11 protein-coding genes, 1 tRNA gene and 1 riboswitch are annotated in these 17268 nt (G+C 49.5%); of the genes, 9 read left to right on the top strand and 3 right to left on the bottom strand.

The window, feature by feature from the left end; translation table 11 throughout:
* The first annotated feature begins 28 nt into the window (after window positions 1-28).
* The 6 genes from ACG2F4_RS10450 to ACG2F4_RS10425 all read left to right on the top strand — a co-directional run bounded on the left by ACG2F4_RS10450 (window position 29) and on the right by ACG2F4_RS10425 (window position 5743).
* A tRNA-Ser gene (locus ACG2F4_RS10450) sits at window positions 29-115 on the top strand.
* Between the two features lie 138 nt (window positions 116-253).
* Complete coding sequence (locus ACG2F4_RS10445) at window positions 254-1651, top strand: TolC family protein (RefSeq protein WP_395260497.1); 1398 nt, start codon at window positions 254-256, stop codon at window positions 1649-1651.
* Between the two features lie 16 nt (window positions 1652-1667).
* Window positions 1668-2246 (top strand): phospholipid-binding protein MlaC, encoded by a 579-nt coding sequence (locus ACG2F4_RS10440; RefSeq protein ID WP_395260579.1) that lies wholly within the window; start codon window positions 1668-1670, stop codon window positions 2244-2246.
* Window positions 2247-2298: 52 nt separating this feature from the next.
* A complete protein-coding gene (locus ACG2F4_RS10435; protein ID WP_395260495.1) occupies window positions 2299-3324 on the top strand; it encodes a hypothetical protein in 1026 nt (341 codons plus the stop codon).
* Window positions 3308-4261 carry a hypothetical protein gene (locus tag ACG2F4_RS10430; RefSeq protein WP_395260493.1) on the top strand — a complete coding sequence of 318 codons (954 nt, stop codon included), beginning with the start codon at window positions 3308-3310 and terminating at the stop codon, window positions 4259-4261. The genes ACG2F4_RS10435 and ACG2F4_RS10430 overlap by 17 nt, the downstream gene beginning before the upstream one ends.
* 21 nt (window positions 4262-4282) lie before the next feature.
* On the top strand, window positions 4283-5743 hold the full coding sequence (locus tag ACG2F4_RS10425) for a capsule assembly Wzi family protein (protein ID WP_395260491.1): 1461 nt from the start codon (window positions 4283-4285) through the stop codon (window positions 5741-5743).
* Window positions 5744-5843: 100 nt separating this feature from the next.
* On the opposite strand, the gene ACG2F4_RS10420 is transcribed toward ACG2F4_RS10425, so the two are convergent.
* Window positions 5844-6593, bottom strand: coding sequence for a glycosyltransferase family A protein (locus ACG2F4_RS10420; protein WP_395260489.1), 750 nt, complete (start codon window positions 6591-6593; stop codon window positions 5844-5846).
* Window positions 6594-6764: 171 nt separating this feature from the next.
* Between ACG2F4_RS10420 and ACG2F4_RS10415 the strand changes: the two genes are divergently transcribed.
* Together ACG2F4_RS10415 and ACG2F4_RS10410 are read left to right on the top strand one after the other, a co-directional pair.
* Window positions 6765-7526 (top strand): DUF3047 domain-containing protein, encoded by a 762-nt coding sequence (locus tag ACG2F4_RS10415; RefSeq protein WP_395260487.1) that lies wholly within the window; start codon window positions 6765-6767, stop codon window positions 7524-7526.
* A 223-nt stretch (window positions 7527-7749) separates the two neighbouring features.
* Window positions 7750-10260: an RND family transporter gene (locus ACG2F4_RS10410; protein ID WP_395260485.1), complete on the top strand. Its 2511-nt coding sequence runs from the start codon at window positions 7750-7752 to the stop codon at window positions 10258-10260.
* Between the two features lie 300 nt (window positions 10261-10560).
* Here the strand turns inward: ACG2F4_RS10410 and ACG2F4_RS10405 are convergent, their stop codons facing one another.
* Together ACG2F4_RS10405 and trkA are read right to left on the bottom strand one after the other, a co-directional pair.
* Window positions 10561-12084, bottom strand: coding sequence for a TrkH family potassium uptake protein (locus tag ACG2F4_RS10405; protein WP_395260483.1), 1524 nt, complete (start codon window positions 12082-12084; stop codon window positions 10561-10563).
* Window positions 12084-13433, bottom strand: a complete 1350-nt coding sequence (gene trkA / locus ACG2F4_RS10400; protein WP_395260482.1) for a Trk system potassium transporter TrkA — start codon at window positions 13431-13433, stop codon at window positions 12084-12086. Before trkA ends, ACG2F4_RS10405 begins: the two co-directional genes overlap by 1 nt.
* A 595-nt stretch (window positions 13434-14028) precedes the next feature.
* A riboswitch (cobalamin riboswitch) is annotated at window positions 14029-14281 on the top strand.
* Between the two features lie 125 nt (window positions 14282-14406).
* Between trkA and ACG2F4_RS10395 the strand changes: the two genes are divergently transcribed.
* Window positions 14407-16584, top strand: a complete 2178-nt coding sequence (locus tag ACG2F4_RS10395) for a TonB-dependent receptor plug domain-containing protein (protein WP_395260479.1) — start codon at window positions 14407-14409, stop codon at window positions 16582-16584.
* Window positions 16585-17268 lie beyond the last annotated feature (684 nt).

Here is a 17268-nt window from a genome sequence, read left to right as displayed (position 1 = left end):
ATATTGGAATTTATAATTTAGAGATTCAGGAGAGGTGGCAGAGTGGTCGAATGCGGCGGTCTTGAAAACCGTTGAGGCCTTATGGTCTCCGGGGGTTCGAATCCCTCCCTCTCCGCAAAACAAAGCCCCATTCCCAAAGGATGGGGCTATTTCTTTTATAGGGATCCAGCACTCTTGTTTTGCAATCCTGTTTAAATAAAAGGGATTCAAGCGCGTTGAAGTCCAAAACTCTCATGATAAGAAATCCCATGATATGAACAGAAGAATACCCCTGCAGATAGCCTCAATCATTTTTATTTTCCTGATAGGTTTGCCTTCATTTACCGTGGCACAAGACACGCTTCAGATATCACTCGGAGATTTTATAGAACAGGGGCTGGAGCATTCCGGCCAGGTCGACTATGAGCGTCAGAACGTAGACCTGGCAGAAAACCGGATAAACCAGGCTCGTTCGCAGCGGTTTCTTCCCAGTTTTGAGTTAAACACCCAGCACGGGACTGTTCCGGGCGTGAAGAGCAGTACCAACCTTCCCAAAGATGAATGGTACCTGGACCCCAATTTGGAGAATGACTGGAGTAACTGGGCGATCTTTACCCGGGCCGAGGTGAGTGCAATTCAGCCGATTTTTGCCTGGGGAGCGTTGACCAATGCAGTGGATGCGGCAAAAGCGGGAGCCGAGGCGGCCCATTATGAGTTTCAGTCGAAGCAAAAAGGGCTCAAAATGCGGCTTTTCGAACTCTACTACAGCTATATTCTTTCCGAAGAGGTGAACCGGCTGCTTGAGGAGGCGCAGCGTAAGATCGATGATATTGAGCAGCAGATTGAGGAGGAGGTTAATAAGGAAGATTCCGATATTGATCAGACCGACGTCTACAAGTTCAGGGTGTTTAAATCGGAGTTTGCGATGCGGGCCGGAGAGGTGAAAGAGAATATCGAGTATATCAGGAACGTATGGAATTATGTACTCCGGTCAGATCCCGAAACCGTTTATATTCCAGGCGATCAATTTCTTGATCCCGTGGCGAACAAGATTGAGACACTGGACTATTACAAGTCACAGGCCCTGGAAAAAAGAGCGGAATTAAAAGGCATTGAGGCCGGCATTGAGGCGGCAGAATATGGAATTAAGGCGACCCGGGCGCAGAATCTTCCGATGCTTTTTTTGGGACTAACCGGCAGCTACGCCAATACACCAAACCGTCCGCGGCAGGACAACCCGTTTATCATCAACAATACCAACTACGCCTCGGCTGGTATTGGGATAGGGATACGACAAAATCTGGATTTTTTCTCTGCCAAGACGGATATCAAACGACGGAAAATTCAACACCGCCAGGTAAAATTTTTAAAGAGCGCGGCCGTTGATGGAATTATGCTGGAAATCAGTGACAGGTACAAGAATGCGAATATCTCGGAGGTGAAGGTGGATAAAACGGATGAAGCACTGGTAACCAGTAAAAATTGGCTTCGGCAGGAACAGTTGGACTACGATTTTGGTATAGGAGAAACAAAAGACCTTATTGATGCGATGCAGAAAGAGCTGGAACTTCGTTTACAGCTCAAGCAGCGCGTTTTTGAATTTAACAAGGATATGGCCGAATTGTACAACGCGGCCGGACTTCCGCTAACATCTTTAGAATCAGCTAAGTAGTTTTATGAGAAGAATAGTGTATTTATTGGCCGTATTATTCATCAGCAGTTCAATGTCTGTGGCAGCCCAGCGAGACAGTACCGCAATCCGCAACCTGCTGGATCAGCGCGACCAGCAGATAAAAGAGCTGCTTGGTCCCAAGGGCACCGAGTATACCCCTGAAAAGCGGCAAAAGTTAAAGGATATTATCAACGGGGTGATCGATTACTCCGCTATGGCAGAACATGCCCTGCAGGAAACGTATGATACCCTGAGTTCCACGGAACGGCAGGAATTTATTGATTACTTTTCCACTATTATCAGGGATCAATCCCTGAACAAGCTGGATATCTACCGGGCGGATGTTCTCTATAATACAATCAGGGTCAACGGAGATAGCGCCAGGGTAAACACCATCGCCATCCTGGAAAATGTACGCACGCCGGTAAGCTACGATATGTTCTTTCTGGATGAGAGCCAGCAGTGGGTCATTACGGATATGACTATCGATGATGTCTCCACGGCCGACTCCTACCGGCGGCAGTTCCAAAACATCATCCGAAAACGCGGGTACGATTACTTGCTGGACACCCTTAAAAAGCGGGCAGCCAAGTAAAGTTTTATTACAGCGTTATTAACTGTATATTTTTGCTCATTAATCTGGATAAATGCTACGATCAATCCACAAAAAAAAGTTAGCGCCCGAAGGCTATGTGTATGCCACTTATGGGCACCCCAAATACCTGAAGCATGCAATCGCATCGGTTGTGTCATTGCGCCGTTATGACGAGGAGCGCCCGGTAGCGCTGGTATGCGAGCAAAAGCACAAAAAAATTCTTGAAGAGCATGGATTGACCGAAGTTTTTGACGTTATCCATATCCTCGAGCCTGAACGCGCTTCTATTGTCGGGTTCAAACACAATATTCACGAATATCTGTTTTTTGAGAAAAACCTCTTTTTGGATGGTGATATGATCTGGTGTAAAAATCCGGATCCGCTTTGGCAGTCTTTCAAGCCCTACGCATTTACGGTGACCGGGACCCAGGTTTCGGATAACTTTTTTGGCGGTCCCAAAAATATAGGGGTAGTGAAGGATATTCTGCTGAGGCGCCGACAACGTACGCTCAGGCATTTTGGGCTGACCTATCTGAGCCGGGTGCAGACCGGGATGATTTACGCTCAGGACTTCAGCCTGACGAAAAAAGTGTGTGAGCTGGCCCAGAAGATGCTCGAACGAAAAAGAGAAACACATTTTCGGAGCCGCACCCTGGAACAGGGACGCAGCGAGGAGTCCTGCGAATGGAGCATCGCAATGGCGATGTCTAAACTGAATGTCCCCATATTTCCCTGGCTGCAGGGGCATACAAGCCCGCAACTGGACTATATTGCCGATTACACGGCCCACGATCCCGACTTTGAATACGTGGTTTGCACCTACTACTGCGACCGATTTGTATATAACCTGCGGGGCATTAAATCGAAATGGCTGCGAAGTCTGCTGACCAAACTATTTTCTCTCATCCCCGGCAAAGGCGATTACCTGAAAGCGACGCCATATCTTCTTCACTTTGGTTGGTATCATCAAAAACAGCCCTTCTACGAGTTTGCCGAAAAGACCTGGCACCTGCTTACTAGCGGTAAGAAAGAATTGATTCAGACTGACAGTAAGCTTAAACATGGCACCAACCAGTGATAAAACCGGTAGATGGAAATCGGTTTTACAAAAAATATCCCGTTACACCCTGCAGGCCGGTATCATCGGGTATCTTTTTTACAAGCTCTACGATATCGGGTTCAGCACGGTCATCAGATCTCTGCCGCTGGATCCGCTTTTTTACCTGATATTTATTGCGATCTATTTTTCGCTGCCACTCTCCGAGATTCTGATTTACGGCATCGGCTGGAATTTCAAGCCGATGCGGGCATTTATGATTTTTGTGCAAAAAAAAGTGCTGAATACCGATGTCCTGGGGTATTCAGGAGAGGTCTATCTTTTTTTCTGGGCGAAAAAAAAACTTAACATACCCGCTGAAAAAGCCCTCCACTTTATTAAGGACAACAACATCCTGTCCTCCATATCATCGACCTTTGTTTCCATCGTCCTGCTGATCTTTTTTTTTACGCAGGGGTATCTCAATCCCTTTGATTACCTGCCCAATGCTGATAACAGCTACATCTACGTGCTGGTGCTGGCAGGACTGCTGCTGCTCGGTTTTATGGGATACAAGTTTCGAAGCTATATCCTGTCAGTTTCGCTGGCAGAGGGCGTCAAGATCTCCTCCATCTATACCGTTCGGCTACTGATTACCAATCTGCTCCAGATTTTGCAGTATGCCCTGGTTAAGCCCGATATTCCCTGGGCCGTCTGGTTCAGCCTTATGGCTGTACAAATACTCTCAACGCGTATCCCGTTCCTGCCCAGCCAGGATGTGCTTTATGTGAACCTGGCGCTGGAGATGTCGGATCTCGTTCGGGTACCGGAGCAGGAGCTCGTGGGTATATTGACTGCGAACCTGATCCTGCAAAAGCTGATCGGGGGGATCTCCTTTTTACTTACATCGGCCCGCCAGTCGGCGGTAGAGACCATGCCCGACGACGAAGATCTACAGGAATACAAAACCTTTTCATAATCTCAAAAAAACTTCGACTGCATGCGCTACCATTACTACGTTGTGTTATTTCTTGCGATCATTTTCACGATTGCAGGTACAAGAATTCAGGCACAGCAAACCAACGCTGGAGATGGATATTTTTCAGTTGGTACGCAGTTCAATACCAACCTGTCCGGTTTTGATTCGGAACTGCCGTTCTGGCTGCATGCCAATAAACTGGGAATATACGATCAACGATCCGCCAACAGTCTGCTGTATACCGAATTTCAGCAACCGTTAGTGAATGGAGACCGTTTGTCCCTGCAGACCTCCGGCCGGCTGATGGGGCGGGCCGCCGAGGAGTCGACACTGGGCATCCATACCCTGTCAGCCACGCTGAATTACCGGTTTGTACGGTTTCGGGCCGGTAAGTTTGAGGATCCAATCGGCATGAATTATCACCCTCTTTCGTCCGGCTCCATGATGTACAGCCGCAATACGGAACCGGTGCCCAAGCTGGCGCTCCATACCGACGGCTTTGTTGACCTCCCTCTTACCCGGGGGCATCTGCAGTTCTCTTCCTACATAAGCCACGGGTGGTTTGAAGATTCCCGGTATGTGAAAAACTCGTACCTTCATCAGAAATATCTCTATCTGAAGATCAACTACAAGATGCTGGAGGTAATCGGGGGAATCATCCACAACGTGCAATGGGGCGGGCTGCATCCCGAGCGAGGGCAGCAGCCGAGCTCGTTTTCCGATTTCTGGCATGTGCTGCTTGCAAAAGGGGCCGACCAGGATTCAAACGCCCCGAGGGGGGAGGTCTCGAATGCACTCGGCAACTCTGTTGCGGCCTACGATTTCAACCTTCGGATCAGCCTGGACCGGTACCGCCTCACCTTTTACCGGCTCTTTTACCTTGAGGATAAAGTCTCCACCCGCTTTCGCAGTCCCTGGGATGGCATGTGGGGGGGCGGAATCGTCCGGAAGGCCGAACACCCGCTGGTAAAAGCACTACTGTACGAGCACCTGAACACCAAGCGGCAGGACGCTTTTGATTTCGAACCCCGGGGCACCGCCAGTTATTACAACAACAGTTTTTATCCCAGTGGGTGGACCTATAAAAACAGGGTGCTTGGAAATCCGCTTTTGTTGACAGACGGGTCGAATTACCGGCCCATCTATAACAACATCGTTGTCGCGCACCACTTGGGAGGCCGTGGATTTATAACGCCTCATATCGAGTGGAAGGCGTTTTATACCTACAGCCGGAACTACGGAACGGTGGGAGACCAGATTATTGAAACGCTGCCCCCGCCGCGGCAACATACGACCTACGGGAAATACCGCCCTCTGGAAGAGCTCAAGAAGGTCAATCATTCAATATATCTCGGCAGTTCGGTTTCTTTTCCGGGATATGAGCATCTGCAGCTTCGGGCCGGGCTGGCAGTTGATGTCGGTCAACTCTATGCCACCGACCGGCTGGGACTGAGCATCGGCGCCGAATACAATATTTATTAGTGTCACTACCGCTAAATTAGTGAAGTAATTAGCCACAGATATTCACAGATAAAAGGGTTTCGAAGACCCGGTATTTCACGAGTCATCTCAATGGATATCGCTATGCCGACTGGACCAGTCCTAACTTCTGGGATTCTTCCAGGTACATCGCAAAAGCCTCTTTTTCTTGTTCTGAAAGCTGAAATTTGGGATGACTGAACAGGTTTCCACGGATGAATTTGTGCCAGATATAGGCCAGCAGGTCAATCGGAGAATTGCGGATGCGGCGAAGAAAATGATCCTTTTCCCACGTATTACTTCCATGATAGCAGCGTATAAACAGGTGGGAATACCGGTCGGGTAGCTGTATGTATTTTCGATCCATCCATTCCTTCAGGAAAACGGTATCTTCAGCCCGCCGCGTGTGGGGATAGCGGACCGAGGAATCATTCCGGTGCATAATGCTGCCCGGTATCCCCTCCGGCAGCTTGCCAACATAGGGGTGGTGAAGATATTCCGGGGTATCCAGGTGCATCAGCGCACCGGAAAGACAACAGGCATCGTATCCCTTGTCCAGGTAGTCCGACTGTATCAGGATGCGGTCGGGGTGATACCAGTCGTCATCGTCCCACTGCACAAGGTACTGCCCGGTGGCCTGTTCAAGTGAAATATTTCTAAGTTTTCCCAGCGTATTGTCGTCAGAAGGTTCCAGCTTCAAATATTTCAGCTGCCCGGGGGGCACGGCGTCCAGCGCCTCGGAGAGATCCTGCTCGCCGTCATCAACAATTACCAGCTCTTTGTTGGCATAACTTTGATTGTTGAAACATGAAATGGAACGCTTCATCAAGTGTTTACGATTAGCTGTTACCATTAAACAGCTGACTTTTGGCCGGGTACTGTTCTTTCGATTTGAAATTGAATCTGTAGTTTCAGACATGTAAACTGTGCTGCCGATTAAATTGAAATATGAGATACCTAATGGCGTTTTTATGAACAGCAAATATACAGTATTGTTGAAAGTTTTAATAAAGGAGATCTGCAGTTGAAATATTTTATCGTGAAGAACCCCATTATTGTACTGTTCTTACTTATTTTAACCTTTGGTTCGGCAAAAGGACAAGATATTGACAAGAAGCTGCCCCCACTAGAGACAACAAGCGAGGGGGCGCTGCTGATCGACAAGTTTGAGGACGACCCGGTTGGAGGGCTGCCATCGGAGTGGTACAACCGGGACGGCAAGCGGAAGGCGGTTCACCCGGAGGAGAGCAAGTTATTCCACTACTCCATCAGGGAAGAAGCTGGAAATAAATTCCTGCACTATGCCCACACCGATGCCCGCCACCTGAACTTTCCACTGCTGAACCGGCCCAATGTCGATATTTATGAGCACCCGGTGTTAAGCTGGAAATGGCGGGTTAAAAAGCTGCCGGAGGGCGGAAATGAAAACAGCAGCGATCACAATGATGTGGCCGCAAGCATTTACGTTGTCTTTGATATCGGCCGGATTGCACTGGTGAAAAAAGTACCGAAGACCATACGTTATACCTGGAGCACGACGGTGCCCGAGGGAGAGGAGCTTTCCAAATTATTCGGGAACCAGAAAATTGTGGTAGTGGAGTCGGGCCCGGAAAAAATGGGAGAGTGGGTCACTTTTGAACGCAATATCGTAGAGGATTACCGAAGGCTGTTCGGGGACGATCCCCCGGCAACACCCATCGCTATTCTTATCTTAAGCGACGGTGACAGCACCAATTCCAAGTCCATTGCTGACTACGACGACATCATCCTGAAAAAAGCTGAATAACTTGGGATCCGGATCTCACTTCCCACCGGCAGGTGCTGACCCATTTTGTTGAATGAATGATTTCTCATGCAATGTGCGTTGAATGATGTTTTGTTGCCGGGCCTTCACGAAAAGAATATCAGGATTGAGAGAATCTACCCGGCCCGAGGCTAACTTTATTACTATGAAATTCTTATTATTGGCTTCTTTGGAGCTACAGCAAATTTGAGCAACTGGCTATTTGATGGATAAACTTCTGAATTTATTACGTCCGCTACTTCAGCAAAACTATCGGTCCCCGTACTGGGTGGTTATCATAGGAGTGGTGCTGGCCGCAATTTCCGGTTATTATGCGCTGCAGCTGAGGATTGACACCGATATTGCCAACCTGTTGCCCAAAGCGAACGAGCATGTTCAGGCTCTGGAGCGGCTGCAAAATTCCGTCGGTGGAGAAACGGACATGCAGGTGGCTATTCAGTCCCCCAGTTTTGAGGACAACAAGAGGTTTGCCCAAGATCTTATTCAGAAAAGCCTGGAGCTTTACGACGAGCGCACCGATAACTACTTTTTTGAGCGGGCCGAGTTCAAAAAGGAGACTGAACTCCTCAAGGATAATGCGCTTTATTTCGCAACGGGCCGGGAGCTGCAGGATATTCGCCAATATCTGCAAGACGAAATACAGGCGGCCAAGGAAGAGGCCAATCCCTTTCTGATCGACTTTGAAGAAGATGATGAGGAGTCAGCTGCCGACAGCACGCAGCTCAACCGGTTCGAGGAGAGCTATGCATCCCTGATCCCCTCCGAATATCCCGTGAGTGAAGATAGCACCGTCATGGTCGTTAAATTTTTTCCGACCGGCTCCAAGAGTGACCTGACCTATCTCGAGGATATGTTTGCCAAATATGATTCGCTGCTGGCCGAAATGAATCCCCAGTCATATAACAGTGAGATGGAGATTTATTACGGGGGACGCCTGAAACGCCACCTGGAGGAGATCAACTCAATAATGAGTGATGTCTTCAACAGCTTCGCCTCCGGCATTTCCAGCGTCATAATCCTGGTGATGGTCTATTTCTTCGGTAAAAAATATTTCCGCTACCGCAGGGGTAGCAGCCACGAGCAAAATCACGGTTTTTGGCATCACCTTATCCGCCTGCCCGTGCCGGTGCTGGTCATCGGTATTCCACTGCTGATCAGCCTATTGTGGACGTTTGGAATCACCTATTTTGTGCTCGGTATGTTAAATACCATGACTTCGGTGCTCTTTGTGATCCTCTTTGGGATGGGGATCGATTATGGAATCCATTTCTATGCCCGGTACATCGAAATACGGTCGACGGGAATGAACATTCTGGATTCGCTGGAAGCAACCTACAACAAGACGGGTGCGGCGATCATGGTCAGCGCGCTTACGACTGCATTTTCCCTTTTTGTACTGGTACTGGCCAAGTTCAGGGGATTCTCGGAATTTGGCTTTATCGCCGGTACGGGAATCATGCTGGCCCTGTTCTGCATGCTCTTCATCCTTCCCTCCCTGCTTGTGATCTTTGAACGATACGGGTGGATTTTGCTGAACGAGGACCAGCAAACTTCAACCTCCGGGTCCGGACTTTTCAACCGGTTTCCTATAGCTCGTACAGTGGTAGTTTTGGGATTGATGGTATCCGCAGTCGTCATTTGGAACAACCAGCACCTGCGCTTTCAATATGACTTTGGAGAACTGGAACCGGAATTTCCTGAGTATGAGCAGTTCCGCCAGGTGCAGAGCAAGGTGTTTGACGGCGAAAAACGGAACCCCGCGTACATTTTGGCTGACAACGAGACAGAGGTAGTGCAGATTTTGGAAAAGCTCCGCCAGAAAATGCGTACTGATACCACAAGTCCCACCATCCTGGATGTGGAAGCTCTGCAAGAGCGGTTTCCCCCGACCGACTCTTCGGCCACCAGTAAATTGAGGAAGATAGCGGAGATCAGGCAGCTGCTGAATGACCCCTTTATCAAGGACCAGGAAGACCCGCAACTGGAGAAGCTGCGCCGGGCGGCCCAAACCCGCAGTCCCCTCGACATAAGTGACATTCCCGACTATTTAAAAAGCAAGTTTGTAAACAAAGACGGGGAGATCGGCAATTTTGTGATCGCCTACCCGAGCGTGGGCCTTGCAGACGGTCGCCAGTCGATCGCTTTTAAAAATGATGTCGGTCAAATAACTCTGGACAACGGCAAAACATTTTATGCCGCCAGCACCTCTATCATTGCAGCAGAAATGCTGGAACTGATGCGCAACGAGAGTCCCTGGATGGTGGGGGCCACCTTTACGATGGTGTTCCTGCTGATGTTTTTCTCGTTCCGCTCCCTGCGGTGGACCATCATCGGCATGCTGCCGCTGGTTGTGGGACTGCTCTGGCTGTTTGGTATTATGATGCTGACCGGAATGATGTTCAACTTCTATAACCTGGTGGTGCTCCCGGCCATCCTGGGAATCGGGGAGGATAACGGCGTGCACCTGGCGCACCGCTACCGGGATGAAGGCAGCAACAGCATGTGGGAGGTACTCTCCAGCACCGGCCAGCATGTAACAGTCGGCTCGTTGACTACCATGCTGGGCTTTTCCGGCCTGCTTTTTACCACGCACCCGGGGCTTCAGTCGCTCGGTACAATGGCAGTTATCGGCATCGGTATGACCTGGCTCACAGCCGTAACCTTTCTACCGGCCTTGATCCAGTGGCTCGAAGATAAAAACTGGATACAGTTCTAGGAATTGTTGAATTACTGAATTATGTAATGTGAGGTGAACTCGGTTTAAGAATTCAGCAAAAGCCCATGTGATTTCTGGCTGAATACTTCCAATTGCTGTTTATTTTTGAAAGAGGAAAAAACGACATAACTTCGCTGGCTGGAAAAGCAGAACGATAAACTGATTTTGGGACCAATCATATCTCGAGTCAAGGTAAATTGAATTAAAAGCGATCAGAAGTCTGAGACAAATAGTACTTCCATTCCCTAATCAAAATCTCCCTTCAAACCGTAATTCAACAATTCTATAATTCATCAGTTCCTACTGCTTCCAGAAGGTGGGGGTAAATATCAACAGTACGGTAAAGACCTCGAGTCGGCCTATCATCATCAGCATGATGAGCACCCATTTGCCCAGGTAGGGGACATGGGCAAAATTGTTGGTGGGGCCAAATGCTCCCCAGCCCGGCCCGATATTACCCAGGCAGGCGATGCTGGCTCCAGTGGCGGAAAGCAGGTCGTAGCCGAAGGCGGAGATGATGAGCGTTCCCATCCCAAAAATAAGTATGTAGAAAATAAAGAAGCTGAGTACGGTACGCTGGATATTGGGATCCACAATTTTATCCCCGATGCGTATGGGGAGGATCGCCTTGGGATGGATAATCTGTTTAATCTCCCGCATGGTGTTTCTGAGGATGATGAGCCACCGTATCATTTTAATGCCTCCGCTGGTAGATCCCGCGCAGCCGCCGGTAAAGAAGAGCAGAAACAGCGTAAAGGCCCCGAGCGGATACCACAGCTCGTAATCGCTGGTGCCAAAACCGGTCGTCGTGACGATAGATACCACCTGGAATGAGCCGTACCGCAGGGCTTCTCCCAGGGAATAGCTGTTGAACATAACGAGCGAAAAGCTGACAACAAGCGTTCCCCCGAGTATTACCAGGGTAAAAAAGCGGACCTCCCGGTTTTGGAAAAATGAGTTCGTATCGCCTCTGAGCAGGCGGAAATGGAGGGCAAAACTAATGCCCGCCAGGAACATGAACAGCGTGATAACAAGATCGACGTAGACCGAATCAAAAGCTGCAATACTCGCATTTTTGGTGGAAAATCCGCCGGTCGCCAGGGTCGCAAATGCATGATTAAGCGCATCAAACCAGTCCATTGACGGATGGACCCAAAGAAGAAGAAATTCAGCTGCAGTAAACGCTACATATACCACCCACAAAAGTTTGGCCGTCTCCTGTACCCGCGGGGTGAGCTTGTCAGTGGTGGGACCGGGCGATTCCGCCTGAAAAAGCTGCATGCCACCGATTCCCAGCAACGGCAGGATCGCGATGGAGAGTACGATAATGCCCATGCCGCCCAGCCAGTGCGCCAGCGATCTCCAAAACAGCATGCTGCGCGGGATCGCTTCTATCTGTGGATTGACAGTACCGTCGCTGGCTGTGCCTCCCAAAATGGTAGCCCCGGTGGTTGAAAGACCGCTCATTGTTTCAAATACGGCGTCTGTATAACTGGGAATTACCCCGGAAATGAAAAAGGGGAGGGCTCCAACCAGTGATAGAAACAGCCAGGTGAGGCTCACAATCAGAAATCCCTCGCGAATACGCAGCTCTTGTTTGGGTTTGAACAGGTAATACAGCCCCCCTCCCACAATAAAGGCGATGGATGCCGAATAGAGAAAAGAGTGCCAGGTTGTACCCTCATAGACAAGGTCGATGGCAATGGGAATAAGCAGGGCAAAACCAAGAAAAAAAACAAAAGAACCCAGGATACCCAGTACCGTCAGAATATCAATATTGGGTCGGTTAAGGCTGCGACTTATTTGTGACCGGGAATTCGCCATTATTGAAAAAGCGTAGTGATTTTTTCGACAGCCTCGGGCAGACAGAAAACGATTACCCGATCGTTGGCTTTGATTTGCGACTGGCCGGTCGCTATCTCCACGCTCCCGTTGTGCTGAATTCCCCCGATTACGCAGCCTTTTGGGAAGTTTATCTGTTGTATCGGCTTTTTGACAACCTTTGACTTGGGGGCTGCCTGGAGCTCAATAACTTCTGCCTTGATCCCCTGCAGGGCGGTAACGGAAATAACGCGACCCCGCCGAACATAACGATGGATTTCATTGGAAGCGGCAGATTTTTTGTTGATGGCCGCATCCAGCCCGATGGTTTGGCTCAGGGGGATATAGTCGGATTTCGAAACCAGTGCCACGGTTTTTTTAACATCCATGTGTTTGGCCATAAGGCAGGAGATAATATTGGACTCCTCATCATCGGTGACGGAGATAAAAGCGTCGGTGTCGGAGATACCCTCGGTAGCCAGCAGGTCGGGATCGGTCGGGTTACCGTTGAGCACCAGCACATCCTTCAGGTCCTGTGCCAGCTGCACGGCCGTGTCGTAATCCGGTTCAATGAGCTTGATCGTCCAGCTTTTTTCCTGGTCGCAGAGCAGCCGGGCCACCATCTCACCCACCGGCGTTCCCCCGGCAATCATAATAGTACTAATTTCGGTCTCAATTTTGCCGGTTGTTTTTACTACCTCGGGGATAGACTCCGTCTGAGCCAGTACAAAAACCTGGTCAAGAGCCTGCAGGCGGACTGTTCCGCTCGGGATAATGGTAAGGCCCCGACGGGCAATTGCGACTACCCGGAAGGTGATATCAGGGAACATCCGGGCGTATTCACTGACTGTTTTTCCCACAAGCTGGGAGTTTTTTTCCAGCCGCAGCCCGATAATCTGCATCTTGTTGTCGGCGAGATTGATCACATCGGTGGCGGTAGAGCGTTTGATGAGCTGGACAATCTCCTGGGCGGCGCTAAGTTCAGGATGAATCATCACATCGATTCCCAGGTCGGTGGGCTTCAGCGGGGAGTTGGGCCGGGACAGTTCGTCATTGCGGATCCGGGCAATTACCATGTTGGTGCCAAGGCGTTTGCTGAGCATGGAGGCGATCATGTTCACCTCGTCGATACTGGTCACCGCAATGGTAATATCCGCATCCTTGACGCCGGCATCGACAAGATCTTTGGCAGAGGTGGCGTTCCCCTCGTGGCAAAGCACATCGAGGTTTTCGGTCACCTTGTCCAGGGCGTTCTTGTTACGATCGAGAACAATGACATCATGCTTCTCCTTGGAGAGCAAGCTTGCAAGGTCATACCCGATTTCCCCGGCACCGATGATTACAATCTTCAAAAGAGGATAAGTTGGTCAGCGTTGATTCAGATTCAGATAATGATGATCTGTACTTCATCCATTACCATGGGTTCAAAACATGAATCAAGTATAAAGAATTTTCGGCTGTAACTAAATATTGGATATAGATTCGGAATATCAGCGCAGGATGTGATGAATCGATGGCTGTTCATGCAGTTGTCAGATTTCATCTAAATGTTACCGCTATATCGCGTTAGCCTGCTTTTCTCACCAGGAAATTGGTTCGTGTGCAAGGCGATTTCCAACTTCAACGCAGCAGGCGGGACTATTTCGTAGCCTGCTACACACTGTGAAATTTATTCCAGCCTTAGAATTAAGGTAACTTGCTTCCTGTCAAGGCATTACACGAATTCAGACTTTATTATTGTGAGAAATACAGGCTAGAAATAGAGGTCCCTGAATTGCCCGGCAGTCGCCTTTCTGTATCGTTCAGGACATCAGCTGCAGTTCTTTAGATCCATTCATTTTTTTAAAAGATATAGCTTTTCAAGTGTTCGCTTGATGTAGTCGGTAGCTGCATCCTTTTAGGTAGAATGGTATCAACATTTCTTTTGATTTATACGATGGAGCCTGTATCTTTTGCGAGTGTATTGGTTCCCTGCTTCCGTTTTGTGAAGTGGGATTAAAAGGGAATCCGGTGTTTCCCCATGTCAACTGGTGGAAGAGTCCGGAGCATTCCCCGATGCTGTAATTCCCAGCCCTGCTTGCAGGGTTTAGGATCATTCGTTGATAACCACTGTCCGTTTTTTTTGCAAAAGGGAAAACGGGCGGGAAGGGGCGAATGATCGGGATAAGCCAGAAGACCTGCCAGTGCATCTGCATTCGTAGCTTTCGGGAGAAAAGCGAAGAATAAATATTCGGTGCGCTATACCGGTATTTATGCCCTTCTGGACTTCCCAAAGGTGCGAATGATGTATTTAATCATCATTTGTAACCTAAATATAGTTTAATCATGCAATTCTCATTTCAACGCAACGCAGGGCTTGCGGTCCTGTTGTTCCTGTTCGCGGTACCTTTTTCAGTTTTTTCCCAAATCGATACCACCGGGACTTATCAGCTGGATGAAATTATTATCAGCGCCAACCGGTGGGCGGAATCTCCCCAGGGCGTGGGCCGTAATGTGACAGTCATCACCAGCCGGGAGCTCCGCAACGCAAACGTTTACAGCGTGGGAGAGCTGCTGGCGGAGCAGCAAAGCATGCACCTGGTGGGCATCGGCCAAACACCGGGTTCCCTGCAAAATGTGTTCCTGCGCAATGCCAACAGCAGCCACTCGGTGGTTATGATTGACGGCGTGCGTATCAGCGACCCCTCAACCGCTTCCAACAGTATCGATCTGTCCGAGCTTTCGCTGGCCCGCGTGCAGCGGATTGAGATCGTCCGCGGTTCTCACAGCACCTTGTATGGCTCGGCGGCCATCGGCGGGGTTATCAATATCATTACCCGCGGGCAGGAGTCGCCCGGCGTTAGTGGAAATATCAGCACGCGTCACGGCACTTTTGGAAGCAAAACCTACTCCACCGGCAATCAGCTGGACCTGAACTATTCGTCCCGGGGTGGGTTTTATGCGGATTTTGGCATTGCCCAGGGACTCACCAACGGGCTGGATGCAACGATCGACACCGTCCAGAATCCGCCGGACTTTAATCCCCGGGATCGAGACGATTTTAATAAGCTGGACCTGTCTGGAAAGCTGGGGTACAGGACTGAGACCTACGGGGTGTTTGCCTCCTACCGGCGTGCGGATCAGACCAGCGACATTGACCAGGGCGCCTTCAGCGATGCCCGCGACGCCCAGACCGATTTTCAGCGTGATTTTTACACCTATGGCGGCTCACTGGAGCTTTCGAACAATATTGAACTGCAGTACAATGGGGCCTATTCGGACTTGGCCCGCGATGTGGTCAACGATTCTTCCATAACAGATGAGGCCGGAAATTACGACGGCAGCTATACCGAGACCAATGCAGAGGGTACGCTCTGGGAAAACGAGCTGACCGCCGGTTTTCAGACCAGTGGCGTCTCGGGGATCGTGGGAATCGGCAATACCCAGCAGACCATGAGCACGCGAAATTATACCTACCTGAGTTCTTTTAACTTTGAATCTGAAACCGACCTGGATTCTCTCGATCTGAAAGAGACAGTTAACCACGTGTTTGTTCACACAGAATTAGGCGGTAAATTGATCGGTGAGGTCCTGGAGCCGTTTAGCCTGGGACTGGGCAGCCGGTTGGTGAACCACAACGAGTTTGGCAGTCATTTTACATTTGAGATCAATCCCAAGGTGCAGCTTTCGCCCTCTGCGCTGGTGTATGGTGCGCTAACCTCCGGGTTTAATGCCCCGTCGCTCTATCAGCTGTACTCCCCGGCCACCTCGACCGGCTATGTTACCAATCGTGGCAACAACACACTGGAGCCGGAGACCTCCATCTCGTACGAACTGGGATGGAAGCAGACGATCAGTTCGGCCGTGCAGATCAACCTGTCGCTGTTTCGCACCAACGTAGATAATGTGATTGAATACGTTTATTTGTGGAATGGGGATAAGGCCGTTGAGAATCTCGGCTCGATGGACTACCGGGGTGACACGTACATGAACGCTTCTGCACAGACCGTCAATGGGGTTGAGCTGGGTGTGGAAACGCGCCTCGGCAGCAGTGTGGCGCTGGGTGGCAACCTGGCCTACACGCATTCTACGCTGGAATTTAGTCCCGCCAACCTTGACGGGGAGTACACCGATGGCAGCCACGTTCAGATCTATGAAAGCGGGGAGTTCGTGACCTCAGAGAAAGAGATTGGATCACTGACCCGACGCCCGAGCATTACGGCAAATATTAATGCCACCTGGCAGGCGACTGACAAGCTGAGCATCCGTGCAAGCAGCCGGTTTGTGGGTGAGCGGGATGATGTGTTCTACAGCTCCGCGCTCGGTCCCGGTTACTACGGCGCGCTGGATCTATCCGAGGTGGATGGCTACAATGTGTCTGATCTGAGCCTGCGCTACAACGTGTTAGAGGAGCTCTCCGTGATCGGCAAAATTGAGAATGTTTTCGATTCCGATTATACCGAAATCAACGGCTACAGAACCAGGGGACGGGGCTTTTCACTGAAGGCGCAGTATACGTTCTAACCGCTTACAACGTTATTTATGCAGCCCCCTCTTCTGACTATAACCGGAGAAGGAAGAGGGGCTCATTGACGAGGTAGGGCTTTGCTCATTGTATTTGTAACCATGCAGAAGATGTTTTTGATTTTATAATTCTGATTCCTGTCTTTTGGAGTATAGTACCTCATTTCGAGGACGGGGAGATGCATTTGGTTCCACTCATTAATAACAGGGTGGGTCCCCGGGGCTTCTCGATATTGGATCATTCCAAATATCATTAAGTCCAGACAGTTTAAAAGCTGAAATAAACTGGAATTTATTCCTGTACTGATCGATGGAAAATTCCAGGCCTTCAGCGGTTTTTATTCCATTTTCAGCATCAATTGTTGAAATGTGGATAACTCCCGTGAGCTAATTGGAGAACAGCTTTCAGAAACTTAAATCGGCCGTCAAGTTCTTCAAACAGGTTATTTTGTTTTTTCAGTATCCAAAATCAAACGGAAAAAAAGATCTGGGGTGGAGCCAAAAGTTCAGTGAAATTGCTGGATATTAACAGGGGTGAACAGATGCCCCAATTGAATTGTTGATAACTTCCCGCTTTTGTGGAAAAGTATTTGGTCATTTTGCTTGTCCCCTCGGTCGTTGATTTATATTATTATCAAGAATTGCGTCAGTAACTATATCCCATTTCAGCTCAAAATATCTACT

The sequence above is a fragment of the Halalkalibaculum sp. DA3122 genome (genome assembly GCF_043951865.1).
Lineage (GTDB): Bacteria > Bacteroidota > Rhodothermia > Balneolales > Balneolaceae > JAMQKA01.
Note: the sequence above shows the minus strand (reverse complement) of the source record. Positions and strands in the feature narration are given on the sequence as shown.

Bases quoted from the DNA above. Each gene is read 5' to 3' on its own strand.
- ACG2F4_RS10445 (WP_395260497.1), top strand. From the start codon at position 254: ATGAACAGAAGAATACCCCTGCAGATAGCCTCAATCATTTTTATTTTC.
- ACG2F4_RS10435 (WP_395260495.1), top strand. From the start codon at position 2,299: ATGCTACGATCAATCCACAAAAAAAAGTTAGCGCCCGAAGGCTATGTG.
- ACG2F4_RS10430 (WP_395260493.1), top strand. From the start codon at position 3,308: ATGGCACCAACCAGTGATAAAACCGGTAGATGGAAATCGGTTTTACAA.
- ACG2F4_RS10425 (WP_395260491.1), top strand. From the start codon at position 4,283: ATGCGCTACCATTACTACGTTGTGTTATTTCTTGCGATCATTTTCACG.
- ACG2F4_RS10420 (WP_395260489.1), bottom strand. From the start codon at position 6,593: ATGGTAACAGCTAATCGTAAACACTTGATGAAGCGTTCCATTTCATGT.
- ACG2F4_RS10410 (WP_395260485.1), top strand. From the start codon at position 7,750: ATGGATAAACTTCTGAATTTATTACGTCCGCTACTTCAGCAAAACTAT.
- ACG2F4_RS10405 (WP_395260483.1), bottom strand. From the start codon at position 12,084: ATGGCGAATTCCCGGTCACAAATAAGTCGCAGCCTTAACCGACCCAAT.
- ACG2F4_RS10395 (WP_395260479.1), top strand. From the start codon at position 14,407: ATGCAATTCTCATTTCAACGCAACGCAGGGCTTGCGGTCCTGTTGTTC.